The sequence below is a fragment of the Gordonia sp. CPCC 205515 genome, assembly GCF_048537925.1.
Lineage (GTDB): Bacteria > Actinomycetota > Actinomycetes > Mycobacteriales > Mycobacteriaceae > Gordonia.
Genome location: NZ_JBCLVJ010000014.1, coordinates 85,245 through 109,256 on the forward strand (window position 1 = coordinate 85,245; position 24,012 = coordinate 109,256).

General features: G+C 67.6%; 27 protein-coding genes. 3 read left to right on the plus strand and 24 right to left on the minus strand.

Annotated features, from left to right (window positions below):
• Nucleotides 1-414 carry a LapA family protein gene (locus tag AAFP30_RS21265; protein ID WP_419232009.1) on the plus strand — a complete coding sequence of 138 codons (414 nt, stop codon included), beginning with the start codon at nucleotides 1-3 and terminating at the stop codon, nucleotides 412-414.
• Here AAFP30_RS21265 and AAFP30_RS21270 read toward each other — a convergent pair.
• The 5 genes from AAFP30_RS21270 to rpsB form a co-directional block, all read right to left on the minus strand.
• The gene (locus AAFP30_RS21270) at nucleotides 411-1,259 is read right to left on the minus strand and encodes a phosphatidate cytidylyltransferase (protein ID WP_419232010.1); all 849 of its coding nucleotides are present in this window, start codon (nucleotides 1,257-1,259) and stop codon (nucleotides 411-413) included. The genes AAFP30_RS21265 and AAFP30_RS21270 overlap by 4 nt on opposite strands.
• Nucleotides 1,256-1,813: a ribosome recycling factor gene (frr, locus tag AAFP30_RS21275; RefSeq protein ID WP_419232011.1), complete on the minus strand. Its 558-nt coding sequence runs from the start codon at nucleotides 1,811-1,813 to the stop codon at nucleotides 1,256-1,258. Before frr ends, AAFP30_RS21270 begins: the two co-directional genes overlap by 4 nt.
• A gap of 63 nt (nucleotides 1,814-1,876) precedes the next feature.
• Nucleotides 1,877-2,614 (minus strand): UMP kinase, encoded by a 738-nt coding sequence (gene pyrH, locus AAFP30_RS21280; RefSeq protein ID WP_419232012.1) that lies wholly within the window; start codon nucleotides 2,612-2,614, stop codon nucleotides 1,877-1,879.
• A 132-nt stretch (nucleotides 2,615-2,746) separates the two neighbouring features.
• Nucleotides 2,747-3,571, minus strand: a complete 825-nt coding sequence (gene tsf, locus AAFP30_RS21285) for a translation elongation factor Ts (RefSeq protein ID WP_419232013.1) — start codon at nucleotides 3,569-3,571, stop codon at nucleotides 2,747-2,749.
• Nucleotides 3,572-3,688: 117 nt separating this feature from the next.
• A complete protein-coding gene (gene rpsB / locus AAFP30_RS21290) occupies nucleotides 3,689-4,531 on the minus strand; it encodes a 30S ribosomal protein S2 (protein WP_419232014.1) in 843 nt (280 codons plus the stop codon).
• A 257-nt stretch (nucleotides 4,532-4,788) separates the two neighbouring features.
• On the opposite strand from rpsB, the gene AAFP30_RS21295 reads away from it, so the two are divergent.
• Entirely contained in the window at nucleotides 4,789-5,355 is a 567-nt protein-coding gene (locus AAFP30_RS21295) for a M23 family metallopeptidase (RefSeq protein WP_419232015.1), read from the plus strand.
• On the opposite strand, the gene AAFP30_RS21300 is transcribed toward AAFP30_RS21295, so the two are convergent.
• Both AAFP30_RS21300 and AAFP30_RS21305 read right to left on the minus strand, forming a co-directional pair.
• A complete protein-coding gene (locus tag AAFP30_RS21300) occupies nucleotides 5,303-6,220 on the minus strand; it encodes a tyrosine recombinase XerC (RefSeq protein ID WP_419232016.1) in 918 nt (305 codons plus the stop codon). The two genes, AAFP30_RS21295 and AAFP30_RS21300, sit on opposite strands and share 53 nt — an antisense overlap.
• 99 nt (nucleotides 6,221-6,319) lie before the next feature.
• A complete protein-coding gene (locus AAFP30_RS21305) occupies nucleotides 6,320-7,225 on the minus strand; it encodes a siderophore-interacting protein (RefSeq protein WP_419232017.1) in 906 nt (301 codons plus the stop codon).
• A 145-nt stretch (nucleotides 7,226-7,370) separates the two neighbouring features.
• Between AAFP30_RS21305 and AAFP30_RS21310 the strand changes: the two genes are divergently transcribed.
• The gene (locus tag AAFP30_RS21310; protein WP_419232018.1) at nucleotides 7,371-7,937 is read left to right on the plus strand and encodes a TetR/AcrR family transcriptional regulator; all 567 of its coding nucleotides are present in this window, start codon (nucleotides 7,371-7,373) and stop codon (nucleotides 7,935-7,937) included.
• A gap of 13 nt (nucleotides 7,938-7,950) precedes the next feature.
• Here the strand turns inward: AAFP30_RS21310 and dprA are convergent, their stop codons facing one another.
• The 17 genes from dprA to AAFP30_RS21395 form a co-directional block, all read right to left on the minus strand.
• Nucleotides 7,951-9,081 (minus strand): DNA-processing protein DprA, encoded by a 1,131-nt coding sequence (gene dprA / locus AAFP30_RS21315; protein ID WP_419232019.1) that lies wholly within the window; start codon nucleotides 9,079-9,081, stop codon nucleotides 7,951-7,953.
• Nucleotides 9,078-10,598, minus strand: coding sequence for a YifB family Mg chelatase-like AAA ATPase (locus AAFP30_RS21320; RefSeq protein WP_419232020.1), 1,521 nt, complete (start codon nucleotides 10,596-10,598; stop codon nucleotides 9,078-9,080). The genes dprA and AAFP30_RS21320 overlap by 4 nt, the downstream gene beginning before the upstream one ends.
• Before the next feature lie 2 nt (nucleotides 10,599-10,600).
• On the minus strand, nucleotides 10,601-11,029 hold the full coding sequence (locus AAFP30_RS21325) for a YraN family protein (RefSeq protein WP_419232021.1): 429 nt from the start codon (nucleotides 11,027-11,029) through the stop codon (nucleotides 10,601-10,603).
• Nucleotides 11,030-11,151: 122 nt separating this feature from the next.
• Nucleotides 11,152-11,463 (minus strand): DUF2469 domain-containing protein, encoded by a 312-nt coding sequence (locus AAFP30_RS21330; protein WP_419232022.1) that lies wholly within the window; start codon nucleotides 11,461-11,463, stop codon nucleotides 11,152-11,154.
• Complete coding sequence (locus AAFP30_RS21335) at nucleotides 11,453-12,172, minus strand: ribonuclease HII (RefSeq protein ID WP_419232023.1); 720 nt, start codon at nucleotides 12,170-12,172, stop codon at nucleotides 11,453-11,455. Before AAFP30_RS21335 ends, AAFP30_RS21330 begins: the two co-directional genes overlap by 11 nt.
• Nucleotides 12,169-12,987 (minus strand): signal peptidase I, encoded by an 819-nt coding sequence (gene lepB, locus AAFP30_RS21340; protein WP_419232024.1) that lies wholly within the window; start codon nucleotides 12,985-12,987, stop codon nucleotides 12,169-12,171. The genes AAFP30_RS21335 and lepB overlap by 4 nt, the downstream gene beginning before the upstream one ends.
• 18 nt (nucleotides 12,988-13,005) lie before the next feature.
• Nucleotides 13,006-13,347 carry a 50S ribosomal protein L19 gene (gene rplS / locus AAFP30_RS21345; RefSeq protein ID WP_419232025.1) on the minus strand — a complete coding sequence of 114 codons (342 nt, stop codon included), beginning with the start codon at nucleotides 13,345-13,347 and terminating at the stop codon, nucleotides 13,006-13,008.
• An 82-nt stretch (nucleotides 13,348-13,429) separates the two neighbouring features.
• Complete coding sequence (locus tag AAFP30_RS21350; RefSeq protein ID WP_419232026.1) at nucleotides 13,430-14,413, minus strand: hypothetical protein; 984 nt, start codon at nucleotides 14,411-14,413, stop codon at nucleotides 13,430-13,432.
• Between the two features lie 9 nt (nucleotides 14,414-14,422).
• The gene (trmD, locus tag AAFP30_RS21355; RefSeq protein ID WP_419232027.1) at nucleotides 14,423-15,124 is read right to left on the minus strand and encodes a tRNA (guanosine(37)-N1)-methyltransferase TrmD; all 702 of its coding nucleotides are present in this window, start codon (nucleotides 15,122-15,124) and stop codon (nucleotides 14,423-14,425) included.
• A gap of 2 nt (nucleotides 15,125-15,126) precedes the next feature.
• A complete protein-coding gene (gene rimM / locus AAFP30_RS21360) occupies nucleotides 15,127-15,642 on the minus strand; it encodes a ribosome maturation factor RimM (RefSeq protein WP_419232028.1) in 516 nt (171 codons plus the stop codon).
• Between the two features lie 14 nt (nucleotides 15,643-15,656).
• Nucleotides 15,657-15,899, minus strand: a complete 243-nt coding sequence (locus AAFP30_RS21365) for an RNA-binding protein (RefSeq protein ID WP_419232029.1) — start codon at nucleotides 15,897-15,899, stop codon at nucleotides 15,657-15,659.
• The gene (gene rpsP / locus AAFP30_RS21370) at nucleotides 15,896-16,387 is read right to left on the minus strand and encodes a 30S ribosomal protein S16 (protein WP_419232030.1); all 492 of its coding nucleotides are present in this window, start codon (nucleotides 16,385-16,387) and stop codon (nucleotides 15,896-15,898) included. The genes AAFP30_RS21365 and rpsP overlap by 4 nt, the downstream gene beginning before the upstream one ends.
• A 499-nt stretch (nucleotides 16,388-16,886) precedes the next feature.
• Nucleotides 16,887-17,966 carry an amidohydrolase family protein gene (locus AAFP30_RS21375; protein ID WP_419232031.1) on the minus strand — a complete coding sequence of 360 codons (1,080 nt, stop codon included), beginning with the start codon at nucleotides 17,964-17,966 and terminating at the stop codon, nucleotides 16,887-16,889.
• Nucleotides 17,967-17,971: 5 nt separating this feature from the next.
• Nucleotides 17,972-19,540 carry a signal recognition particle protein gene (ffh, locus tag AAFP30_RS21380; RefSeq protein ID WP_419232032.1) on the minus strand — a complete coding sequence of 523 codons (1,569 nt, stop codon included), beginning with the start codon at nucleotides 19,538-19,540 and terminating at the stop codon, nucleotides 17,972-17,974.
• Nucleotides 19,541-19,588: 48 nt separating this feature from the next.
• Nucleotides 19,589-22,216, minus strand: coding sequence for a [protein-PII] uridylyltransferase (locus AAFP30_RS21385; RefSeq protein WP_419232033.1), 2,628 nt, complete (start codon nucleotides 22,214-22,216; stop codon nucleotides 19,589-19,591).
• 65 nt (nucleotides 22,217-22,281) lie between these two features.
• The gene (locus AAFP30_RS21390) at nucleotides 22,282-22,620 is read right to left on the minus strand and encodes a P-II family nitrogen regulator (protein WP_419232034.1); all 339 of its coding nucleotides are present in this window, start codon (nucleotides 22,618-22,620) and stop codon (nucleotides 22,282-22,284) included.
• Between the two features lie 6 nt (nucleotides 22,621-22,626).
• Complete coding sequence (locus AAFP30_RS21395; protein WP_419232079.1) at nucleotides 22,627-24,003, minus strand: ammonium transporter; 1,377 nt, start codon at nucleotides 24,001-24,003, stop codon at nucleotides 22,627-22,629.
• Nucleotides 24,004-24,012 lie beyond the last annotated feature (9 nt).

Genomic DNA, 24,012 nt, shown 5'->3' on the forward strand with positions numbered 1-24,012 from the left:
ATGACGAATCCTGATCCGCAGCCCCCGGTTGACCAGACCAGTGCCGATCCGCTGGGGACAGGGCCGGCGACCCCCGAACCGTCGTCGGCCGAGGTGGACCGCCAAGCGCTGCTCGACGAGCGCAACGCGCTGCGCACCAAGGTGAAGAAGGTCGAACACACCCGCACCCGGGCAACCTTCATGGGTCTGGTGATCGGCGCGGTGATCACCATCCTGCTGCTGATCTTCATCGTGCAGAACATGGACTCGCAGAGGATCAACCTCTTCCTGTGGGAGGTCAACCTGCCGCTCGGGGTCAGTCTGCTGATCGCGGCCATCGCGGGCGCGCTGATCATCGCGCTGGTCGGCGGACTCCGAATGTTCCAGATGAACCGGGCACTCAAGAAGGCAAAGACCAGTCCTCGGGTGAGCTAGAGCAGGGCGGTCAGCACTGCCCACACGATGAACGCCGACGGCAGCAGCGAGTCGAGGCGATCCATGATGCCGCCGTGCCCGGGCAGCAGCGTGCCCATGTCCTTGATCCCGAGATCGCGTTTGACCTGGGATTCGACGAGGTCACCGAGGGTGGCGCAGACCACGAGCACCGGGCCCAGGACGACACCGACCCACCAGGCGCTGTCGAGCAGGAACACCACGCAGCCCACCGCGCCGGCCGTCCCGACCAGCAACGACCCGACCAGGCCTTCCCAGGATTTCTTGGGGCTGATCGCGGGCGCCATCGGATGCTTGCCGAACAGCACACCCGCGGCATAGCCACCGACGTCGGAGCAGACGACGACGACCATCAGCGTCGCCACCCGGGCCGCACCGTGATCCTGCACCACCATGTAGGCGCCGAACGACGCCAGCAGCGGTAGCCACGCCAGGACGAAGACACTGGCGGCGAGGTTGCGCAGATAATTCTCGGGCGCATGATTGATGCCCTGTTCCAGCAGCATCCACACCATGCAGACCAGCACGGTCGCCACGAAGGCGGTCAGCACACCGGTCTGGCCCCACGGCCAGCCCGCCCAGATCACCGCCTGACCGCCGATCAGCAGCGGCCACAGGGCGACCTGATAGCCGCCGTCACGCAGCCGCTTGGTGACCTCCCACGTAGCGATCGCGAACGCGACCGCGACGATGCCGTACCAGACCTTCGGCGCGAACAGCAGCGTGAGGATGATGCCGATGCCGAGCGTCAGCCCGACGCCGATGGCCGCGGGCAGGTCACGGCCGGCCCGCGACTTCTTGGCGGGTGCGCTGTCGGTGTCGCTCACACTTCGAGCAATTCGTTCTCTTTGTGCTTGACCAGCTCGTCGACCTGGGCGACGTACTCGTGGGTGGTCTTGTCGATTTCCTTCTCGGCGCGGGTCACCTCGTCCTCGCCGGCCTCGCCGTCCTTCTGGATGCGCTTGAGTTCGTCGACGGCCTTGCGCCGCACGTTGCGGATGGCGACCTTGGCGTCCTCGCCCTTGCCCTTGGCCTGCTTGACGAGTTCCTTACGACGGTCCTCGGTGAGCTGCGGGATGGCCACGCGGATGATGTGGCCGTCGTTGGTCGGGTTCACCCCGAGGTCGGAGTTGCGGATGGCGGTCTCGATGTCGCGCAGCGACGACGGCTCGTACGGCTTGATGACGACGAGCCGAGCCTCGGGCGTGGTGATTCCGGCGACCTGGGTGATCGGGGTGAGTGCGCCGTAGTACTCGATATGCACCTTGTTGAACATCGCCGGGTTCGCACGGCCGGTGCGGATGGAACCCATGTCCTCCTTGGCGACGGTGACCGCCTTCTCCATCTTCTCTTCGGCGTCCAGGAGGGTTTCGTCGATCATCGTCGTCCTACTTCTACTCGGTGCGGCTTGTCTCGGTGTGGTGCGGAGGTGCAGGCGGGGACGCTAGGTCGCCACCAGGGTGCCGATCGGCTGGCCGGCGACCGCGCGGGCGATATTGCCCTCCACCAGCAAATTGAACACCAAGATCGGCATTTTGTTGTCCATACACAGACTGAACGCGGTCGCGTCGGCGACCTTGAGTTCCTTGTCGAGCACTTCGCGGTGGGTGATCTCGGTGAACATGGTGGCGTCGGGGCTCACCCGCGGGTCGGCGTCGTACACGCCGTCGACGGCCTTGGCCATCAGTACGACCTCGGCCCCGATCTCCAGCGCACGCTGCGCGGCGGTGGTGTCGGTGGAGAAGTACGGCATGCCCATGCCGGCGCCGAAGATCACCACACGCCCCTTCTCCAGGTGCCGCTGCGCGCGCAGCGGAATGTACGGTTCGGCGACCTGCCCCATGGTGATGGCGGTCTGCACGCGGGTCGAGATGCCGCGCTTCTCCAGGAAGTCTTGCAGCGCAAGGCAATTCATCACGGTTCCGAGCATGCCCATGTAGTCGGAGCGGGAGCGGTCCAGGCCGCGCTGCTGCAGTTCGGCGCCGCGGAAGAAGTTGCCGCCACCGATCACCACCGCGACCTGTACGCCGGAGTTGACGACCTCGGCGATCTGATCGGCCACGGTACCCACGACGTCGGGGTCGAGGCCGACCTCACCCCCGCCGAACATCTCCCCGCCGAGTTTGAGGAGGACGCGATGGTAGCCGTGGCGCTCGGGTTGGGGGGCAGGCGATTGGCTCATCTAATCCTCACTGGTGCGGCGACGAAGTCCACGATGAACATCCGGAACCATCTTAGGTGCAACGACGAACGACCCCGCACCACCCTCTCGGGGTGACACGGGGTCGTTCGAACACAACTGGACCGACTCGGGTCAGGACTGACCGACCTCGAAGCGGGTGAAACCGTTGATGGTCACGCCGGCCTCGTCGAGCAGGGCCTTGACGGTCTTCTTGGAATCCTGCACCGACGACTGGTCGAGGAGCACGACATCCTTGTAGAAGCCGTTGACGCGGCCTTCGACGATCTTCGGCAGCGCCTGCTCGGGCTTGCCCTCGGCCTTGGCGGTCTCCTCGGCGATACGACGCTCGTTCTCCACGACGTCGGCCGGAACCTCCTCGCGGGTGGCGTAACGCGCCTTGAGCGCGGCGACCTGCATGGCAGCGCCACGTGCGGCCTCGGCCGCGGCGTCACCCTCACCGTTGTAGGACACGAGCACACCGACGGCCGGCGGCAGGTCCGACGCACGCTTGTGCAGGTAGACGGCGACGGGGCCGTCGTAGCTGGCGACACGGCGCAGTTCGAGCTTCTCGCCGATCTTCGCCGACAGGGCCTGCACGGCGTCGGCGACGGTGCCGGAACCGAGGGCGGCGGCGCTGAGCGCATCGACGTCGTTGGTCTTGGCGGTGGCGGCAGCGGCCAGGATCTGATCGGCGAGTTCCTGGAACTCGGCGTTCTTGGCGACGAAGTCGGTCTCGGAGTTGAGCTCGACCATCACGCCGTCCTTGGCGGCCACGAGGCCCTCGGCGGTGGAGCGCTCAGCGCGCTTGCCGACGTCCTTGGCGCCCTTGATACGCAGTTCCTCGACGGCCTTGTCGAAGTCGCCGTCGTTGTTCTCCAGCGCCTTCTTGCAGTCCATCATTCCTGAGCCGGTGAGCTCGCGGAGCTTCTTCACATCGGCTGCGGTGTAGTTCGCCATCGTTGGCGACCTCCTTAGAAGTGGTGTCGGATAGGTGTTCGGCGGTACGAAGCCGGCGTCATCACCGCGAGGTGACGCGCCGGCTTCGCAATCGCTACCGAATGTCGGGCGCCGGGACTACTGCTCGGCGCCGGCGGCCGGGGCCTCGGTGGCCGCACCGGCTGCGGCGGCGACCTCGGTGCCCGAGGCGGCCTGGGTGAGCAGTTCCTGCTCCCACTCGGCGAGCGGCTCGCCGCCACCGGCTTCCGGCTTCGAGTCGCCCGACGCCTGGCCGGCACGCGCCTGGACGCCCTCGGCGACGGCCGAGGCCACCACGCGGGTCAGCAGTGCGGCGCTGCGGATCGCGTCGTCGTTGCCCGGGATCGGGTAATCGACGAGGTCGGGATCGCAGTTGGTGTCGAGGATCGCGATGACCGGGATGTTGAGCTTGCGTGCCTCACCGACAGCGATGTGCTCCTTGTTGGTGTCGACAACCCACACCGCGGACGGCACCTTGGCCATGTCGCGGATACCACCGAGGGTGCGCTCGAGCTTGTTCTTCTCACGCGTCAGCATGAGGATTTCCTTCTTGGTGCGACCCTCGAAACCACCGGTCTGCTCCATGGTCTCGAGTTCCTTCAGGCGCTGCAGGCGCTTGTGGACGGTCGAGAAGTTGGTGAGCATGCCACCGAGCCAACGCTGGTTGACGTACGGCATGCCGACGCGGGTGGCCTCACCGGCGATGGATTCCTGCGCCTGCTTCTTGGTACCGACGAAGAGGATGGTGCCGCCGTGGGCGACGGTCTCCTTGACGAATTCGTACGCCTTGTCGATGTAGGTCAGCGTCTGCTGCAGGTCGATGATGTAGATGCCGTTGCGGTCGGTGAAGATGAATCGCTTCATCTTCGGGTTCCACCGGCGGGTCTGATGCCCGAAGTGTGCGCCGCTGTCGAGCAGCTGCTTCATGGTCACGACTGCCATGATTTGTCCTTTGTGTGCAGTTGACATCGACACCGGTTGGTGTCGATCCTGGCGCTCGTACCGAGGTGGACCCGGGTGTCCGGGACCGCCCACCGCGGTTGTTTCCGACACCGCTCCACAGCTGTGGTGCGGGTCGCGTGACGAGCGCGCGAAGTCACCCCATCGCAATCGATGAGGTGCGCGGAGAAGTTTACGCCGGTCAGGGGTCGAAAACCAAAACGATGGAGCCGTCGAGGCCCCCGCTGCGTCTGATCTATATGACCTCACGGCGTCACGGCCTACTCCTCGCCCTCGCCGGGATCGCGATCGTGGTGCTACTGCTGTGTGCGCTACCGGCCACGGCAAGTGCCGCGCGCGGCGATTTCGGATGGCCGGTGTCGCCGACACCGCAGGTCGTGCGGGGCTTCGACAATCCGACGCAACGCTGGCAGTCCGGGCATCGTGGCGTCGATCTCGCGGTGGCGCCGGGCACCCCGGTGCGCGCGGCCGGAACCGGAACGGTGCAGTTCGCCGGGCAGGTCGCGGGTCGTGGCCTGGTGTCGATCCGGCATGCCGACGGACTCATCACCACCTACGAGCCGGTGCAGGCGTCGGTGCGCCAAGGTCAGTCGGTGAGCCGGGGCGAGTTCATCGGCACCGTGATCGCGGGTCATCCCGGCTGCCCGGCGAGTGCCTGCCTGCACTGGGGTGCGCGCCGCGGGCGCGGTCACGACGCGGCCTACCTCGATCCGCGAGCGCTGCTCGGCGCGATCCGGGTTCGTCTGAAACCGCTCAGGCCCGCGGATGTGCCTGTCGGTGCACCGCGCGCAGCCGTTCCACGCTGACGTGGGTGTAGATCTGAGTGGTCGCGAGCGAGGAATGCCCGAGCAGTTCCTGGACGACGCGCAGGTCGGCGCCACCCTCGAGCAGATGGGTGGCGGCGCTGTGGCGCAGTCCGTGCGGGCCCATGTCGGGGCCGCCCGCCGCCGCCACCGCGCGGTGCACCACGGTGCGCGCCATCCGCTGGTCGAGCCGCCCGCCCCGGGCACCGAGCAGCAGCGCGTCACCGGAGCGCGGACCGACGAGCGCAGGACGTCCATGACTCAGCCACCGGTCGATGGCGCGGGCCGCCGGATCGCCGTAGGGCACGGTGCGTTGTTTGTTGCCCTTGCCGATGACGCGCAGCACCCGGCGGGGTGAGTCGACGTCGTCGATGTCCAGGCCGCACAGTTCACCGACACGAATCCCGCTGGCGTACAACAACTCCACGATGAGCCGGTCGCGCAGGGCGATGGGGTCGTCGGTGGCGTCGTCGGCCACCGCGGTCGCCGCGACGGCGGCCTGGGCGGGCGCGAGGACCGCAGGCAGGGTGCGGTGCGCCTTGGGCGCCTGCAGTCGGGTGGATGGATCGCTGCCGAGGAGCCCTTCGCGAGTTGCCCACGCGCAGAACGTCTTTGCCGACGACACCTGCCGCGCGACGGTGGTGCGGGCGGCACCGCGCCGCGTGTGATCGGCCAGCCAGGACCGTAACAGCGGCAGGTCGATGTCGCCGATCGGCACGCCGCGGGCACCGGCGTAGGACACCAGGCCGCGCACGTCGCCGAGGTAGGCGCGCACGGTGTGCTCGCTGTGGCCCTTTTCGTAGCGCAGGTAGGTGGTGAAGTCGTCCAGGACTCCCCCGGACGGCACCGCGCCGGACGGTGTGGTCATGTCAGGAGACCAAACCGTCCAGCGCCCCCAGGCGCAACCGGACGCGCTCGGGCGTTGCCGGATCGTGTCGTCGGGATCCGGCGAGCCCGGCAAGGCGTGTCAGCGACCGGTGACCGACGCGACGCCGCGGCGGATCTTGCCGGCGATCCCGCCGCCCGATCCACCCTCTTCGGTGTCACGGAGTTCGGCCTTCCATTCCCGGAAGCCCTCCTCGGTGCGGCCTCGCCGCCAGTAGCCCGAGATCGACGCGTTGCCCGCGCTCACGCCGCGTTCCTTGCGGACGTAGGCGCGCAGGTTGTGCATGACCGCCTGCGCCTCGCCGTGGATGAACACGTGCGGTTCGCCGTCGAGCCACTCGGCGTCGCGGACCGCGGCGATCAGCGGGGCGTTGTCGCCGGCCAGATCGTCGCCGACCTCGCCCGCTCCGCCGCCACGATGAATCCAGGTCACCTCGACACCGGCCGGCGCGTCGAATGCGATCTCGTCGTCGGGACCGGCGACCTCGACGAACACCTTGCCGATCGCGGTGGCCGGCAGTGCCTCGACGGCCGCGGAGATGGCCGGCAGTCCGGCCTCGTCACCGGCGATCAGGTGCCACGGCGCGTCGGACTTCGGGCGGTAGCCGCTGCCCGGTCCGAGGAACCGCACCACGGTGCCCGGCTCGACGGTCGCGGCCCACGGGCCGGCGATGCCCTCGTCCCCGTGGACCACGAAGTCCACCTGGATCTCTTTGTTCTCCACGTCGACGCGGCGGATCGTGTAGGTCCGCAGCACCGGTTGCTGTTCCGGCGGCAGCGTGCGCAGCATGCGGCGGTCGAACTCGTCGGGGATGCTCACCCCCGGCGGTGCGAACAGCAGCTTGATGTACAGGTCGGTATCCCAGGGCTGGTCACCCAGTGCGGACAGGAAATCGTCGAACCTGTCGCCCCCGAGATAGAGACGGACGAAGTGTGGGCTGAGCTGTTCGCGCCGCACCACCGTCAAAGTGTTGCTTCCGTTGGCCATGAAGCCTCCTCTCGCACATCACGATACGCCTACTTAGGTAAACCTAAATTAAAGAGGCACCGAGTTACCCCGTGAAGTCCCGTAACCTGGGAGTTCATCACGTCGAACCAGACGCACCCACTGGGCGCCTGCCGAAGAGGAGATCATGCCGGAGTCATCGCCGTCGCGACGCGGGTCGCGTCTCACGGTCGACGACTGGCTCGACGCGGCGATGCGCCTGCTGATCAGCGAGGGCGTCGGCGCGATCAAGATCTCCCGATTGTGCCGGCAACTCGGCGTCACCAAGGGCAGCTTCTACTGGCATTTCACCGACATCGCCGCCTTGATGACGGCACTGGCCGACCACTGCCGCAGGGTGCAGGCCGACGCGATGGAGACCCTTGAAGGTCTCGGATCGTTGCCGCCCGTCGAGCGCATCCGCACGATGGGGGTGCTGGTCAGTGACACCCGCCGACGGTCGGTCGAGGCCGCCGTCCGGGCGTGGGCCGAGACCGACCCCCACCTGGCCAAGTCCGTGATCGCGCTGGACAGCACCGTGTTCGACGTCGCGCACGACGCGTTCATGGAACTCGGATTCGACGAGCAGCAGGCCCACGCGCGGGCCACCACCCTCGTCTACGTCGGTATCGGCTACATGGCCGGCAGTGAGCACCTTGACATCGCCACCGACGAGGACAAGCGCATCCTCGTGGAGATCCTCACCCGTATCTAGTGGTGTCCGTGGCTCACGCCAACCGCCATCCCCCGTCCGCGGTGGTGATCAACCCGGCCACGTCCATGCGGGCCAGTGCGCTACGCACCACCCCGACGTCGAGCCCCGCGGAGAATGCGATCTCTTCGATCGTCACCGTCCCGCGGCCAGGGATCGCATCGTGTACCCGTTTCTCGTCGTCGGACAGTCGGTCGGTGGGTCGTGTGGCGCCGCGCCCGGCGTCGGCGGTCGGGTCCGGATTCGCCAATGCCAGCACCGATGGCACGTCGGTCACCAGCTCCGCGAGGTCGTCGGCGATCAGGCGATGACAGCCCACCGAGGTCGCCGACGTCACCGGGCCGGGTACCGCGCCGAGCGGCCGCCCGAGTTTGCGCGCCCATGCCGCCGTGTTGGCCGCCCCCGAGCGGCGACCGGCCTCGACCACGATGATCGCCGTCGACATGGCCGCGACCAGCCGATTGCGGGTCAGGAAGCGGTGTTTGGCCGCCGTGGTGCCGGGCGGGTACTCGGAGACCACCAGGCCGGTCTCGGCTATCTCGGCGAGGAGCCGGGCGTGACCGGCCGGATAGTCACGGTCGATGCCGCAGGCCATCACCGCCATCGTCGGACCGCCCGAGGCGAGTGCGGCGCGGTGAGCGACGCCGTCGATCCCATAGGCTCCGCCGGAGATCACCGCGTGCCCGTCGATCGCGAGGCCCGACGCGAGCATCGAGGTCACGTGTTCGCCGTAGGACGACGCCGCCCGCGACCCGATGAGTCCGATCCCGGACGCGGCCATCTCGTCGAGCCGGCCAGGGCCGCGCGCCCACAATGCGATCGGTTCCCCGCCGCGGGCCGCGGTGTCGGCGTGACTCAACGCCATCAGCGACCACCCCGGCCATTCGGGATCGTCACGCGTGACCAGCCGTGCCCCGATCCGGTCGGCGATCTCGAGGTCGCGGGTGGAACTGTCCACCGCGTACCGGGCTTGCGTCGCATCGAGGACCGCCACGTGCTGCGGCGGCACCGACCGCGCCTTGATCGCCGCCGTCGCTTCGACCGGCCCCAACTCCGCAGCGAGGAGTTCGATTGGTGCACAGGGTGATTCGGCCACCGAGGACAGATAGGCCCAGGCGCGCCGGGTGTCGTCGCCGGCGGCGGTCACCACGCGGCACCCCGGTCGCGGTAGAGCAGCGCCTCGGCAACGTCGGATTCGGTGGGCTGGTCGGCGCCCTTGAGGTCGCTGAGCGTCCAACTCAGCCGGATGGCCCGATCGGCGCCACGGGCGGTCACCCGACCGTCGCGCAGGAACAGTTCGATCGGCCGCAACGCCGCCGGCGGCAGCCGAAACCGTTGCCGCAGAGCTGAACCCGGAACTTCGGCGTTGGTGAGCCAGCCGTGCGCACGCCACCGTTCGGTCGCCGCGGCGCGGGCTGCCGCCACCCGCACGCGCATCGCTTCCGACGATTCGCCGACCGTGGTCATGAGGGCGGTGTTGCCGGGCGGGTCCATGCGGACCCGGATGTCGACGCGGTCCATCAGTGGCCCGGACAGTTTCCCGAGGTAGCGTCGTCGGGCCAGCGCCGAACAGACGCAGTCGACGTCGTGGGCCGGCGCACAGGGGCACGGGTTGGCGGCCAAGATGAGTTGAAAACGGGCCGGGTAGCTGGCCACTCCGTCGCGACGCGACACGTGAACCTCCCCTTCTTCGAGTGGTTGACGCAGGGAATCAAGCACTTTGGGTCCCATCTCGGCGCATTCGTCGAGGAACAGCACACCCCGATGCGCCCGCGAGACCGCGCCGGGCCGGGCCATGCCGGTGCCGCCCCCGAGCAGGGCGGTGGTCGAGGTGCTGTGGTGCGGCGCGATGAACGGCGCCTCGGAGATCAGCGGATGTCCTGGGCGCAGGGTGCCGGCGATCGAGTGGATCGCGGTCACTTCCAACGATTCCTCCCGCCCGAGCGGCGGCAGGATGCCGGGCAACCGGCGTGCCAGCATCGTCTTGCCGATACCCGGGGGTCCCGTCATCAACACGTGATGTGCTCCGGCAGCGGCGATTTCGAGTGCATGTCGCGCTTCGGCCTGCCCGACGACATCGGCCATGTCCGGAATTTCCGGCGACGGAGCGCATTCGTCGCCACCCACGGTGTCCAAGACGTGATCGCCGTCGAGCCATCGCGTCACCTCCCGAAGACTGTCCGCACCACCGATCTCCAGGTCGGTCACCAACGTCGCCTCGGCCACGTTGAGCCGCGGCACCACCGCGTGTGTGAACCCCGCGGCGCGGGCTTTCACCAGTGCCGGTAGCACCCCGCGCACCGGCCGCAACCGCCCGTCGAGACCGAGTTCCCCCAGCAACACCGTGTTCCGAATCCGCGTTGTCGCAACCTGATCGGTGGCCGTCAGGATCGCCACCGCAATACCCAGATCGAACGACGACCCCGCCTTCGGCACATCCGCAGGCGCCAGCGACACCGTCACCTTCAGATCGGGGAAACTGAACTTGGAGTTGGTGATCGCCGGACGCACCCGATCCTTGGCCTCCCGCAACGATGCGTCGACGTGCCCGTGGATCGTGAAGTTCGGCAATCCCTGCCCGACATTGGCCTGGACCTCCACGCCGGTCGCCTCGAACGCATTGAGCGCCACCGCATATGTGTGACCGAAACCCGTGAGCCGCATGGTTACTCGAACACCCCGCGATGGTGGCGGACGACCGCGGCCGCAGTGTCCTCCGGGTCCCGCGGATCGAGTTGGATCGAGATCACGTCGAACCGGATCTGCGCCCATCCGTGGCCGCTCTCGCGCAGCCACTGCCCCGCGAGGCGCCGCATCCGCCCCAGTTTCTGCGGTGTCACCGCGGCCGCCGGATCGCCGTAGAACCGCGACGCTCGCGTCTTGACCTCGATCACCACCAGCGTCGTGCCGTCGGCGGCGATCAGATCCAGCTCTCCGTACTTGGTGCGCCAGTTGCGGTCCAGCACCCGCCACCCGAGGGCACGCACATGGTCGGCGGCGAGATCCTCACCGAGACGGCCGATACCCGCGGTCTGTCTCCCCGACCGCCGGACCCTGCCCGCGGACGGGGGCGGCGGTGATGCGTTGTCGCTCATGCCGTTCAGCATCACCGCAGAAACGGTCGAATCCGACGACGCGATCCAATCCACCGCCGAATCTGTGGATGAACCCCCGTTGTGGATAGATCACATGTGCGGCGAGATCACGCCCACAGGGTTCACGGCTCGTCGGGCAGCCGCAGTTCGGACTTCTCGAGTTCCTCGATGTTGACGTCCTTGAACGTGATGACCCGGACCTGCTTGACGAAGCGCGCCGGCCGGTACATGTCCCACACCCATGCGTCGCTCATGCGTAGTTCGAAGTAGATCTCGCCGTCGGTGTTGCGCGGGACCAATTCGACCGCGTTGGCGAGGTAGAAGCGGCGTTCGGTCTCGACCACATACGTGAACTGCCCGACGATGTCCTTGTACTCGCGGTACAGGGAGAGTTCCATCTCGGTTTCGTACTTCTCGAGATCCTCAGCACTCATTGATCAAGCCTATCGTGGTCGGGGTCGGGCGGGAGGTCGCGCGGGCGGCGACATTCCGGTAGGACATGCGGTGTTGCTGTGACGGCCCGTGCTCGTCGAGCCGGGCCATGTGGTGGGCGGTGCTGTAGCCCTTGTGGACGGCGAAGTCGTAGCCGGGCAGGTCGTCGTCCATCGCCACCATGATGCGGTCTCGGGTGACCTTGGCCAGGATGCTGGCGGCGGCGATGCAGGCCGCCGCCCCGTCGCCGCCGATCACCGGCAACGACGGCACGGTGAGGCCGGGGACGACGAATCCGTCGGAGAGGACGTAGCCGGGGGTGACGTCGAGTCCGGCGATTGCCCGGCGCATGCCCTCGATGTTGGCGACGTGGATGCCGATGCGATCGATCTCGGCCGAGTCGATCACCACCACGCTCCAGCTGACCGCGTACTTGGTGACCGCCTTGTAGAGCGTTTCACGCATGGCCTCGGTGAGCCTCTTGGAGTCGTCGAGGTCGGCGAGCGAGGTGAGTTGGGTCGGTTTGAGGACGCACGCGGCGACCACCAGCGGCCCGGCACACGCACCCCGGCCGGCTTCGTCGACACCGGCTACCGGGCCGAGCCCATTGCGGTGCAGTGCGAACTCGAAGGTACGCAGACTCGCGGCCTTGCGCACCGGCGACCGCGGGGGCCACCGAGTCGCGGACGGACCCAGGACACGCGGACTCATGATTGGGGGTTGTCCGAGGACACACCACCGATCCGCGAGAAAGGATAGATGATGAATCGGACCTTGCCGCGGATGTCGTCGACGGGCACCGTGCCGTGGTACTCGTCTTCCATGTGGAATCGGGAGTCGGCCGAATTGGCGCGGTTGTCCCCCATCACCCAGACGTTGCCGTCGGGCACCTTGATGGGCCCGAAGTCGGGGCCGTAGCAGGCGTTGGGTTTGCCGTCGGGACCGGCGGCGAGCTCGTTGCCGGCCGCGACATCCTGCGCCTGCAGTTCCTTGTCGACGTAGGGCTCGTCGAGGGGTTTGCCGTTGACCGTGACGCCGACCCCTGCCGCGTTGCGGCATTCGACGGTCTGGCCGCCGGTCGCGATGACGCGCTTGACCAGATCGTTCTCGTCGGGCGGCGCGAAGCCGAACCACGAGAGTCCGTCCTGCAGAGCGTGCACCGCCGCGTTGTCCGACCGCGGCGAGAGCCACGCGCCGTCCCACGATTCGGTGGGCGCCTTGAAGACGACGACGTCGCCCGGCTGCGGCTCACCGAATCGGTAGGAGAACTTGTCGATGACGATCCGGTCGTTGGTGCACCCGGCGCAACCGTGCAACGTCTGTTCCATCGATTCCGACGGGATGACGTACTGCCGTCCGACGAAGGTCTGCAGCAGCCAGGTCAGCAGCAGTACGCAGCCGATGATGATGACGGCTTCGCGCAGCACTGACCCGCCGCGCTTCTCCGTCTTGTCGTCCTTGGTGCGCCAGGGGCGCTCCTCGACGGTCGGTTCGGACTCGCTGTCCGGCGATGGATTGTCGGCCACGTGGTCAGGGTAGACGCGTCAGCGCTTTTCCTTGATCTTGGCTGCCTTGCCGCGCAGATCGCGCAGGTAGTACAGCTTCGCGCGACGCACATCACCGCGGGTGACGACGTCGATCTTGGCGATGTTCGGGCTGTGCACCGGGAAGGTGCGCTCCACGCCGACGCCGAAGGACACCTTGCGCACGGTGAAGGTCTCGCGCACGCCGCCACCCTGGCGGCGGATCACGACACCCTTGAAGACCTGGACACGTTCCTTGCTGCCCTCGATGACCTTGACGTGGACGTCGAGGGTGTCACCGGGCTGGAAGGCGGGGATGTCGTCGCGCAGCGACTGCTGGTCGAGTGAGTCGAGGGTGTTCATCGTGGTTGGGTCCAATCTGCTTTTGGCGTGAACAGAGGAACCTGGCGGCTCCACAGTGATGTTCGACGAGATCATCGGGTCATCACATGTGAGGCTCGACCGGTTCGTGCTCCGAGTCAGGGTGCGGCCCGCGACCACGTCTGTCCGTCGAAACAGGACCGACATCGTCGCCAGGCAACCCGACTATTGTGCCAGACAGACCCCGGTGCGGCGAAATCGCCGGTGGCGGGGGTGCCGGGTGGACCACCTCGTCGAGCTGGTCCTCGGCTGCGGCACGCATGTGCGGCAGGACGTCGGGTCGGCCGGCGATCAGATCCTGCACGAAGATCTTCGCCCGCACGAACGGTCGGCGCCACCGTCGTTCCCGCTCGATCGCCCGGTTCAGTTTGCGTGGCCGGGACAGATACCGCCAGCGTGCCCACGGCGAGGTCGGCCGGGCCAGGCGGAGCACCCCGACGATGAGCAGTGGCCACGCGAACACCCCGATGACCCCGGTCCACACCTTGCCCTTGAGGACGACGATCGCCGCCAACAGGAGGTTGAGGATTGCGGCGGCGATGTCGACGACATGGGTGCGGCCGATCTGCAGGTCGTGCAGCGCGTCGAAGTAGAGGTCGAGCGGCCGGAAGCCGAGCACGATCATCCCGGTGGCGGCCACCGCGACGAACACCGCATCGACCGACGTCCGGCCCTCGTGTGACCAGTAGACGTCGCGGAGGTAGAAGATCAGGGCGAACTCGTCGAGGATCAGTGCGGCGCCGATCCCGAACAGCCCGGCCAGCAGCGACATCATGGCCTGATCGCCGGACAGCGCGAACACGATCAGCCCCAGCCCGGACAACAGGGTCAGCACGACGCCGAACACCACGTGATGGACGTGGGTGTCGCCGGCGGTGACATTGGAGAACCACCAGCGCACATCGGCACGGATGAGTCGCACGCTGATGCGGATGCCGACGAAGCCGATGATCAGGCCGAGGAAGAACACCAGCAGGGGCAATCTGCCGCGGTCGATGATGTCGTGATTCAACCAGTCGGCGGCCCGCTGCGAGAGCCAATGGTGCACACGCCCAGGTTAGGCGGTGGGCGGGTTTTCGGGGTCGGGAAGCAGATCGGGCCGCCGCGCGCGGGTGCGTTCCAGCGACTGCTCATGTCGCCACTCGGCGACCTTCGCGTGGTTGCCGGACAGCAGCACCGGTGGCACGTCGAGTCCGCGCCAGGACACCGGCCGGGTGTAGCTGGGCCCCTCGAGCAGACCGTCGGAGAACGAATCCTCCTGATGCGATTGCGGATTGCCGAGCACACCGTCGAGCAGACGGACGGTGGCCTCGATCATCGCCATCGTCGCGACCTCGCCGCCGATGAGCACGAAGTCGCCGAGGGAGACCTCCTCGACCCGCACCCGGCGGGCGGCGTCGTCGAAGACCCGCTGGTCGATGCCCTCGTAGCGGCCACACGCGAAGACCAGGTGCTGCTCGGTGCTCCAGCGCTGTGCGGTGGCCTGGGTGAACGGGACGCCGGCCGGCGTGGGCACCACGAGGAGGGCGTCGTCGGCGCAGACCTCGTCCAGACAGGGGCCCCAGACGTCGGGTTTCATCACCATGCCGGGTCCACCCCCGTAAGGCGAGTCATCGACGCTGCGGTGTACGTCGTGCGTCCAGTTCCGTAGGTCGTGAATGTCGACGCTGATGTGACCGGCATCAATTGCCTTGCCCAGCAGGGCAACTCGGAGAGGATCGAGGTATTCAGGGAAGATCGAGACGACGTCGATGCGCATGATCAGGCTTCGTCGAGCAGGCCGTCGGGCGGGTCGATCACGATACCGTCGAGTCCGACGGTCGGCACGATCTGCCGGACGAACGGGATGAGTACCTCCCGGTCGTCAGGGGTGCGGACCGCGAGCACCTCCCCGCCGGGCAGGTGCAGCACCGACGCGAGAATCCCGACCTCGGTGCCGTCGACAGTGGTGACGGCCAGCCCTTCGAGTTCATGGTCGTAGAACTCGTCGGGATCGTCGCCGGAGTCGACGTCGGCGGCGTCGATGAGGAACAGCGTGCCGCGCAACGCATCCGCGGCGGCGCGATCGCCGACCTCGTCGAGGGACAGCAACAGCCGCCCGGCATGGTGCCGGGCGGCTGTCACGGTGAAGCTTTTCTCCCCCGCGCCCTTCGGCAGCCGGCCGCGCAGGACGGTGCCCTGCGCGAATCGTGCTTCGGGGTCGTCGGTGCGGATCTCGACGACGAGTTCGCCACGTACGCCGTGCGACTTGGCCACACGGCCCACCACGAGATCCATCGAGGGTGAAGTGCTCAGCGGTCGGTGTCGACGATGTCCACCCGCATACCGCGGCCACCGATACCGGAGACCAGGGTGCGCAGGGCGGTCGCGGTCCGGCCATTGCGGCCGATGACCTTCCCGAGATCCTCGGGATTGACATGGACCTCGACGAGGCGCCCACGACGTCCGGTGATCATTTCCACCCGGACGTCATCGGGGTTGCCGACGATTCCGCGGACGAGGTGCTCGACCGCATCGGCGACAACTGCGCTCACGCCTGATCCTCGGCGACGGCCTCGGCAACCGCCTCGGATTCCGGCTCAACCGGCTTCTCTTCGACCGGGGCAGTGGCCTCGGGCTGGACGTCGTCCTTCTTGGCGGCCTTCTTCTTCGGGGTGACGGCCTCGGCGACCGGCGCACTGTCGGCGGCGGCGAGCGCAGCGTTGAACAGGTCCAGCTTGGACGGCTTGGCCTCGGCGGTCTTCAGGGTGCCCTCGGCGCCCGGCAGGCCCTTGAACTTCTGCCAGTCACCCGTCACCTTGAGGATGGCGGCCACCGGCTCGGTGGGCTGTGCGCCCACGCCGAGCCAGTACTGTGCGCGGTCGGAATCGACCTCGATCAGGCTCGGCTCTTCCTTGGGGTGGTACTTGCCGATGGTCTCGATCACCCGGCCGTTGCGGCGGGTCCGAGAATCGGCGACGACGATGCGGTACTGCGGGTTGCGGATCTTGCCGAGCCGCGTGAGCTTGATCTTGACAGACATGATCTGGGTTCCTTCTGTGTTGTCACTGCGCAATTCAGCGATCCGCCGGTGTGGCGAATCCGGTTTTGCGTTCTCTTTCGGGGTGACCGTCGGTCGGTACGTGACCGGCTCCGACGAACCAGCGTGCCATTCTGCCAGATCGGCTACGTCGAGCGGAAATCGTCGAGCGGAAATCGTCGAGCGGAAATCGTCGAGCGGAAATCGTCGAGCCCCGGAAACGGCAACGGCATGTGGTCACCCACCCCGCAGAGAGCGACCACATGCCGGCGTTGCCCGTCGATATCAACCCCCCGCACCGCCGCGTTCGCGAGCTCGACCCTCCCCCGGTCTGCTGGCGCGTACGCGTCGGCGGTTACCCCGCAACGCTTCGACGGGCCGTGCAACGCGTGAGCTACTTTACCAGGCAGTAAGTTAGCACCACCAGACCTCAACGGGTGTTGTACATCACATGTTGTCGCGATCCGAATGTCGTCTACCTGCACTTTTCCCGAAAGGAACGTCAGACGACCGTTAGCCCCGAGCAAACGATTTCCCGCGGACGACGCAACGTCGTCAGGTCGACACCCGGATCGGCGTCGAGGACGAGGAAATCCGCCCGGTCGCCGTCCGCGAGGGTTCCGGCACCGAGCCAGGCCCGCGGTCCGACGCACGCCGCGGCCAGGGCGTCGCGGGCGCCGAAGCCGATCGCGGCCAACGCGTCGATCTCGTCGACGATGCGTCCGTGCTCGACGAAGCCACCGGCGTCGGTGCCCGCGAAGATCGTCACACCGGCCTCCCGGGCGGCGGCGAACACGTCGCCCGCGTTCTGATGCAGCTTGCGCATATTGGCCTGATAGGTCGGGAACCGGTCCGCACCGTCGGCGATGGAGAGAAAGTTCTCCACCTGAATCATGGTGGGCACCAACGCGATCGAGCGTTCGACGAGTTGGTCGAGCTGATCGGGGGTGAGGCCGGTGCCGTGTTCGATGCAGTCCACGCCGGCGTCGATGAGGTCGGGTAGGGCGTCGGCACCGAAGACGTGGGCGGTGATGCGCGCCCCCTCGGCGTGTGCGGCCGCGACCGCGGCGTCGAGTTGGGTCCTGGTCCACAGCGGCGCCAGGTCGCCGACCTCGCGGTCGATCCAGTCGCCGACGATCTTCACCCACCCGTCACCGGCTCGCGCCTGGCGGGTGACCTCGTCGGCGAGGTCGTCCGGGTTCTCCAGGTCGATGCCGTAGTCGCGGAGATACCGTTTCGGCCGGGCGATGTGTTTGCCGGACCGGATGAACCGCGGGCAACTCGGGTCGTCGTCGAGCGGATGGGTGTCCAGCGGCGAACCGACCTCACGGATCAGCAGCGTCCCGGCGCGCGCGTCGGCCCGGGCGTACTCGCGGGCCTGATCGACGGTGACGCCGAGGCCGGGTGCGATCCCGACGTGGTTGTGGGCGTCGACGAGGCCGGGGATGAGCCAGACGTCGTCGGCGACGGTGGGTGCCCCGGCGACCGGTTCCCGGCTGATCCGGTCACCGACCACCCACAGGTCGAGCGAGTCGTCGGTGAACGGGTCGCGCCCGCGGTAGTGCCGGACGTCGTCGCTCATCGGACCTACTTCTTCTTCGGCTTCTGGAACTGGGAGACGTCGAGGCCCTCGAGGCCCGGCGGTAGTTCGTTGAGTCCGGCGGGCATGTTCGACAGGTCGGGGAATCCCGGCGGCAGACCGGGCATCCCGGCCATCCCGGGCATACCGGCGCGTGCGGCCTTCGGCGGTGTCGGTCCGCGCCCCTTGCCCTTCTTGCCCTTGCCCTTCTTGCGGTTGGTCTTGCGGCTGCCCGGACCCATCCCCATCCGCCCGGACATCTGCGACATCATCTTGCGGGCCTCGAAGAAGCGGTCGACGAGCTGATTGACCTCGGAGACCGCGACCCCGGAACCGTTGGCGATCCGCAGGCGGCGCGAGGCGTTGATGATCTTCGGGTTGTCCCGCTCGGCGGGGGTCATGCCGCGGATGATCGCCTGCACCCGGTCGAGTTGCTTGTCGTCGACCTGGGACAGCGCGTCCTTCATCTGCCCGGCGCCGGGCAGCATGCCGAGGATGTTGCCGATCGGACCCATCTTGCGGATCATCAGCATCTGCTCGAGGAAGTCCTCGAGGGTGAGGTCGCCCTGAGTGATCTTCGCGGCCGCGGCCTCGGCCTGCTCGGCGTCCCAATGCTGTTCGGCCTGCTCGATGAGCGAGAGCACATCGCCCATGCCGAGGATGCGGCTGGCCATACGGTCGGGGTGGAAGACGTCGAAGTCGTCGAGCTTCTCCCCCGACGACGCGAACATGATCGGTTTGCCGGTGACCTCACGCACCGACAGGGCCGCGCCACCCCGGGCGTCGCCGTCGAGCTTGGTCAGGACGACGCCGGTGAAGCCGACGCCGGACTGGAAGGCCTCGGCGGTGGTGACCGCGTCCTGGCCGATCATGGCGTCGACGACGAAGAGCACCTCGTCGGGACCGGTGGCCTCGCGGATGTCGGAGGCCTGCTTCATCAGCTCTTCGTCGATGCCGAGGCGGCCTGCGGTGTCGATGACGACGACGTCGTACTGCTGGGCCATCGCCTCGAACTTGCCGGCGCGGGCGACCGCGACCGGGTCGCCCGCGGTCACCCCCAGGGCGCCTTCGCCGCCGATGTCGGTACCTGGATGCGGGGCGAACACCTTCACCCCGGCCCGTTCACCGACGATCTTCAGCTGCGACACCGCGCCCGGACGCTGCAGGTCGCAGGCGACGAGCAGCGGGGTGTGCCCCTGCTTCTTGAGCCAGTGACCGAGCTTGCCGGCCAGGGTCGTCTTACCGGCACCCTGCAGGCCGGCCAGCATGATGACCGTCGGTGGCTTCTTGGCCATCGCGATGCGCCGGGTCTCGCCGCCGAGGATGCCGACGAGTTCCTCGTTGACGATCTTGACGACCTGCTGGGCCGGGTTGAGTGCGCCGGAGACCTCGGCGCCCTTGGCGCGTTCCTTGATCTTGGCGATGAATCCGCGGACCACGGGCAGCGACACATCGGCCTCGAGGAGGGCGAGGCGGATCTCGCGGCAGGTGCGGTCGATGTCGGCGTCGGACAGGCGGCCCTTGCCGCGCAGGTCCTTGAGCGCGCCGGCCAACCGATCGGAGAGGGAATCGAACATTCCCCTAGTGTTCCATGTCCGACCGACGCCCGGTTCGGGTCCGGTCGCTCACGAGATGGGCACGCCCGTGCGGGCGGTACCGCCGTAGGACTGCGGACCGTCGTCACCTTCGCCGTCGGCGCGCGGTTGCGGCGGCGGACAGACCGCGATGATCGCGGCAGCGAGCGTGGTGCGCAGCTCGTCGGAGTCGTCGGTCAGCAGCAGGCTGAAGGTGTCGACGACGGTGTTGCCGAGGGTGGTGACCTTGGCCCATCGAACATGCGCACCATGTCGTTCGAGGACGGCGCTGACCCGGCTGAGCAGGCCCACCCGGTCGTCGGTGCGCAGTTCGAGCAGCACCTCGGTGCCCTCGACGTCGTCGGCGGTGGCGTCGTCCTCGGTGACGTCGAAGCGGAAGGTGTTGTCCAGCCACAGCACTCGCGGTGGGGCGACCGCAAACAGCGCGGGCACCGCGTTCTTCGGGTGTCCCGCACCGTCGACGGCCGGATCGGTGCTGCCCGCCGAGGCACCGGTGTTGGCGGACATCCCGAGCGCCGCGTTGACGGTGCCGATCGTCGGGATCGGCGACTCCTTCTCCCGCGCATCGAGGCGCGCGAGCACATCGACCTTTCCGTCGACGGCCGCGATGAGCTGCTGGCGCATCAGACCCGCCTCGGGCGGGCTGCCGAACACCGGCACGACGATGAAGGTGTTGACCGCCTTGCGGGCATGCGACTGCACGGTGGCCTTGAGCGACCGCAGCCCGTTGAGGGCGAGCACTCCGGCCATCTTGGACAGCATGCCGGGGTGATCGGGCGCGATCATCGTGACGCGGAAGGTGTGCGGACCCTCGGCAGGCCTCAGGGTGACGGCGTAGGTGTCCTTCTCGGCCGACGCGATCTGCTCGGGCGTCAGCGGGTCCGGGCGGGCCAGTTCCCCGCCGTCGATGAGCCGCATCGATCGTCGGACGAGTTCATTGATGAGCGAGGCCTTCCACTCCCCCCACACGCCCGGGCCGGTGGCCAGCGAGTCGGCCTCGGCCAGCGCGGCCAGCAGCTCGAGCAGGTCGCGGTTGTAGCCGAGGGTGGCCGCGACGTGTTCGGCCGTCGCGGGATTGTCGAGATCGCGCCGTGTTGCGACCGTCGCCAGCAGCAGATGGTGGCGCACCATCTCCGAGAGCACGGTCACGTCCTGCGGCCAGAGCCCGAACCGATTGCCCACCTGGATGGCGAGTTCAGCACCGACGATGCTGTGGTCGGACCCGCGCCCCTTGCCGAGATCGTGGATGAGCGCGCCGAGGACCAGCAGATCGGGTCGGGCCACCCGCGTGGTCATCGACCCGGCGTAGGCGGCGGTCTCCACCAGGTGCCGGTCGACGGTCCAGGTGTGGATGGCGTCCCGCGGCGGAAGGTCGCGCACCGCACCCCATTCCGGGAGCAGACGGCCCCACAGACCGGTGCGGTCGAGCGCCTCGATCGGATCCACCATGTGATGTCCGGACCCGAGCAGCACCAGCAGATCACCGAGCGCCTCGGCGGGCCAGGGTTCACGCAGTTCCGGTGCGTAGTCGGCCAGCCGGCTCAGTGTGGACGCACTGATCGGCAGCCCGGTGCGCGCCGACGCGGACGCCACCCGCAGGATCAGTCCGGGATCCTTGCTGGGAATCGCATTGCGCGACAACACGATCTCCCCATTGTGTTCGACGACACCCTCATCCAGGGGCCGACGAATCGGCGAGCGGCGCAGTTTCGCGAGACCGCGGCGGGGCAAGGCGTTTCCGGCCGTGCGCAATCCGACGTCGATGGAGTAGCTGACGGTGCGCGCGGCGTCACTGATGACGCGCGCGAGGTCGAAGCGGTCACCGATGCGCAGTGCCGCACCGATCTCGTCGGCGTCCTGGGCACGCACCTGTTCGCGTGGGCGACCTGCGATCCGGTGCAATTCGGTACGAATGTCCAACAATCGCTGATAGGCGATCTGCGGTCCGGCACCCGGGGAATCCGGTCGCAGACTTGCCATTCCGTCGGTCAGTTGGGCAATCGCCAACGCGCCCAACAGTTGCACGTCACGCAGCCCACCGCGACCGTTCTTCAGGTCGGGTTCCGCGCGGTGGGCGATGTCGCCGGCGCGGCGCCACCGGTCCTGGGCGGCGGTGACCACCGCGGGGAACCGGTCGCGAATGTCGCTGCGCCACTGCTGCCGGATACCGCCGATGAGCAGCGTCGAGAGATCCTCGTCGCCGGCGATGTGCCGCGCTTCGAGCAAACCGAGTGCGGCACTGACATCTTCGCGAGCCACCTGCAACGCCTGCGGCACCGTCCGGACGCTGTGGTCGAGCGGGATGTTGGCGTCCCACAGCGGGTACCAGAGTCCGTCGGCGACCTCGGAGACCCGCTCGGCGGGCAGATTGTCGTGCAGCAGAATGAGATCGAGGTCGGAATACGGGAGCAACTCGCCGCGGCCGAGTCCGCCGACCGCCACGATCGCGAAACCGCTGTCGGGTTTGATGCCGAGTTCGGCACCCTTGCTGGTCAACCAGAATTCGTGCAGATCCACCAAGACCTGACGCAAACCGGCCGCGTCGAGTTTTCCGGACCGCGACGAATCCAGGAGTTGTCGTCGGGTTGCTGCGAGATCTGTTTCCGCCACAAGACTTTCCACATCGTCGTCGAGGAAACAACCCTCGAGGATGAGCACGGCCCCGCGTCCGACGGGTCAGACGCGGGGCCGTGCGAGATGAACGATCGAGAACGGGCGTCGGCCTACAGCGCGTCGCCGCCGCGTTCACCGGTGCGGACGCGGACCACCGACTCGACCGGCGAGACCCACACCTTGCCGTCACCGATCTTGCCGGTGCGTGCCGCCTCGACGATGACGTCGACGACCTTGTCCACGGCGGCGTCGTCGACGACGACCTCCACCCGCACCTTCGGCACGAAGTCGACCGAGTACTCCGCACCGCGGTAGACCTCGGTGTGCCCCTTCTGGCGTCCGTAGCCCTGGACCTCGCTGACGGTCATACCCAGGATCCCGGACTGCTCGAGTCCGGCCTTGACATCCTCAAGGGTGAACGGCTTCACGATTGCGGTGATCAGCTTCACTGTGGATCATGCCTCCTTGCCGAGGGAAACGCCGGACTGGGCCAGTGCGGACCCTCCGCCGATGGGTGTGAAATCGTATCCGGACTCTGCGTGCTGCGACTCGTCGAGACCAGTGGCCTCGTCCTCGACGTCTGCCCGCAGGCCGATCGTGTACTTCAACACAACAGCGATTATTGCAGTGACCACGGCCGAGTACGCGAGGACCGCGCCCGCACCGACGATCTGTTTCCAGAGTTGTTCGACGCCGCCGCCGTAGAACAGGCCGTTGACCGCGGCCGGCGCCTTCTCGGTGGCCAGGAAACCGATCAGGATGGTGCCCAGCAGACCGCCGACCAGGTGGACGCCCACGACGTCCAGCGCGTCGTCATAGCCCAGCTTGTATTTGAGGCCCACCGCCAGTGCACAGATCACACCGGCGCAGGCACCGATGATGATCGCGCCCCACACGTCGACCGACGAACAGGACGGGGTGATCGCGACCAGGCCGGCGACGATGCCCGATGCGGCACCGAGGCTGGTGGCGTGACCGTCGCGGATACGCTCGGTGAGCAGCCAGAACAGCATCGCGGTCGCGGTGGCGACGGTGGTCGTCAGGAAGGTCGCGCCGGCGACGCCGTTGGCCGAGCCGGCCGAACCCGCGTTGAAGCCGTACCACCCGAACCACAGCAGACCGGCACCGAGCATGGTGAACGGCAGGTTGTGCGGCCGCATCGGGGTGCCCGGCCAGCCCTTGCGCTTACCCAGGAACAGCACGAGGATCAAGCCCGCGACACCGGAGTTGATGTGCACGGCGGTACCACCGGCAAAGTCGATCGCGCCGAGTTTGTTGGCGATCCATCCACCGGTCTCCGCGGTGAAACCGTCGAACGAGAACACCCAGTGCGCGACCGGGAAGTAGACGACCGTCGCCCAGATGACCGTGAACACGGTCCAGGCCCCGAACTTCATGCGGTCGGCGACCGCACCCGAGATCAGCGCGACGGTGATGATCGCGAACATCAACTGGAACGCGACGAAGACCATGGCGGGCATCGTGCCGAACAGCGGAATGTTCACCGCGTCCGTGGCCGCCGTCCCGGTCGCCGCATCGGCCGGTACCGCTGCGGCACTGTTGCCCGAGAGCAGGCCCTTGAGGCCGAAGTACTGCCCGGGGTTACCGACCACGCCGCCCTCGTCGTCGCCGAATGCCATCGAGAAGCCGTAGATGCACCACAGCACGGTGACGATGCCCATCGACATCGCGCTCATCATCATCGTGTTGAGCACGTTCTTCGAACGGACCATGCCGCCGTAGAAGAATGCCACGCCCGGCAACGTCATCAGCAGCACCAGCGCGGAGCTGGTCAGCATCCACGCGGTGTCACCCGTATCGGGCAAACCCATAGTGGGGAA

Bases quoted from the DNA above. Each gene is read 5' to 3' on its own strand.
- AAFP30_RS21265 (WP_419232009.1), top strand. From the start codon at position 1: ATGACGAATCCTGATCCGCAGCCCCCGGTTGACCAGACCAGTGCCGAT.
- frr (WP_419232011.1), bottom strand. From the start codon at position 1,813: ATGATCGACGAAACCCTCCTGGACGCCGAAGAGAAGATGGAGAAGGCG.
- pyrH (WP_419232012.1), bottom strand. From the start codon at position 2,614: ATGAGCCAATCGCCTGCCCCCCAACCCGAGCGCCACGGCTACCATCGC.
- tsf (WP_419232013.1), bottom strand. From the start codon at position 3,571: ATGGCGAACTACACCGCAGCCGATGTGAAGAAGCTCCGCGAGCTCACC.
- rpsB (WP_419232014.1), bottom strand. From the start codon at position 4,531: ATGGCAGTCGTGACCATGAAGCAGCTGCTCGACAGCGGCGCACACTTC.
- AAFP30_RS21295 (WP_419232015.1), top strand. From the start codon at position 4,789: ATGACCTCACGGCGTCACGGCCTACTCCTCGCCCTCGCCGGGATCGCG.
- AAFP30_RS21300 (WP_419232016.1), bottom strand. From the start codon at position 6,220: ATGACCACACCGTCCGGCGCGGTGCCGTCCGGGGGAGTCCTGGACGAC.
- AAFP30_RS21305 (WP_419232017.1), bottom strand. From the start codon at position 7,225: ATGGCCAACGGAAGCAACACTTTGACGGTGGTGCGGCGCGAACAGCTC.
- AAFP30_RS21310 (WP_419232018.1), top strand. From the start codon at position 7,371: ATGCCGGAGTCATCGCCGTCGCGACGCGGGTCGCGTCTCACGGTCGAC.
- AAFP30_RS21320 (WP_419232020.1), bottom strand. From the start codon at position 10,598: ATGCGGCTCACGGGTTTCGGTCACACATATGCGGTGGCGCTCAATGCG.
- AAFP30_RS21325 (WP_419232021.1), bottom strand. From the start codon at position 11,029: ATGAGCGACAACGCATCACCGCCGCCCCCGTCCGCGGGCAGGGTCCGG.
- AAFP30_RS21330 (WP_419232022.1), bottom strand. From the start codon at position 11,463: ATGAGTGCTGAGGATCTCGAGAAGTACGAAACCGAGATGGAACTCTCC.
- AAFP30_RS21335 (WP_419232023.1), bottom strand. From the start codon at position 12,172: ATGAGTCCGCGTGTCCTGGGTCCGTCCGCGACTCGGTGGCCCCCGCGG.
- rplS (WP_419232025.1), bottom strand. From the start codon at position 13,347: ATGAACACCCTCGACTCACTCGACCAGCAGTCGCTGCGCGACGACATC.
- trmD (WP_419232027.1), bottom strand. From the start codon at position 15,124: ATGCGCATCGACGTCGTCTCGATCTTCCCTGAATACCTCGATCCTCTC.
- rimM (WP_419232028.1), bottom strand. From the start codon at position 15,642: ATGGATCTCGTGGTGGGCCGTGTGGCCAAGTCGCACGGCGTACGTGGC.
- rpsP (WP_419232030.1), bottom strand. From the start codon at position 16,387: ATGTCTGTCAAGATCAAGCTCACGCGGCTCGGCAAGATCCGCAACCCG.
- AAFP30_RS21375 (WP_419232031.1), bottom strand. From the start codon at position 17,966: ATGAGCGACGACGTCCGGCACTACCGCGGGCGCGACCCGTTCACCGAC.
- ffh (WP_419232032.1), bottom strand. From the start codon at position 19,540: ATGTTCGATTCCCTCTCCGATCGGTTGGCCGGCGCGCTCAAGGACCTG.
- AAFP30_RS21395 (WP_419232079.1), bottom strand. From the start codon at position 24,003: ATGGGTTTGCCCGATACGGGTGACACCGCGTGGATGCTGACCAGCTCC.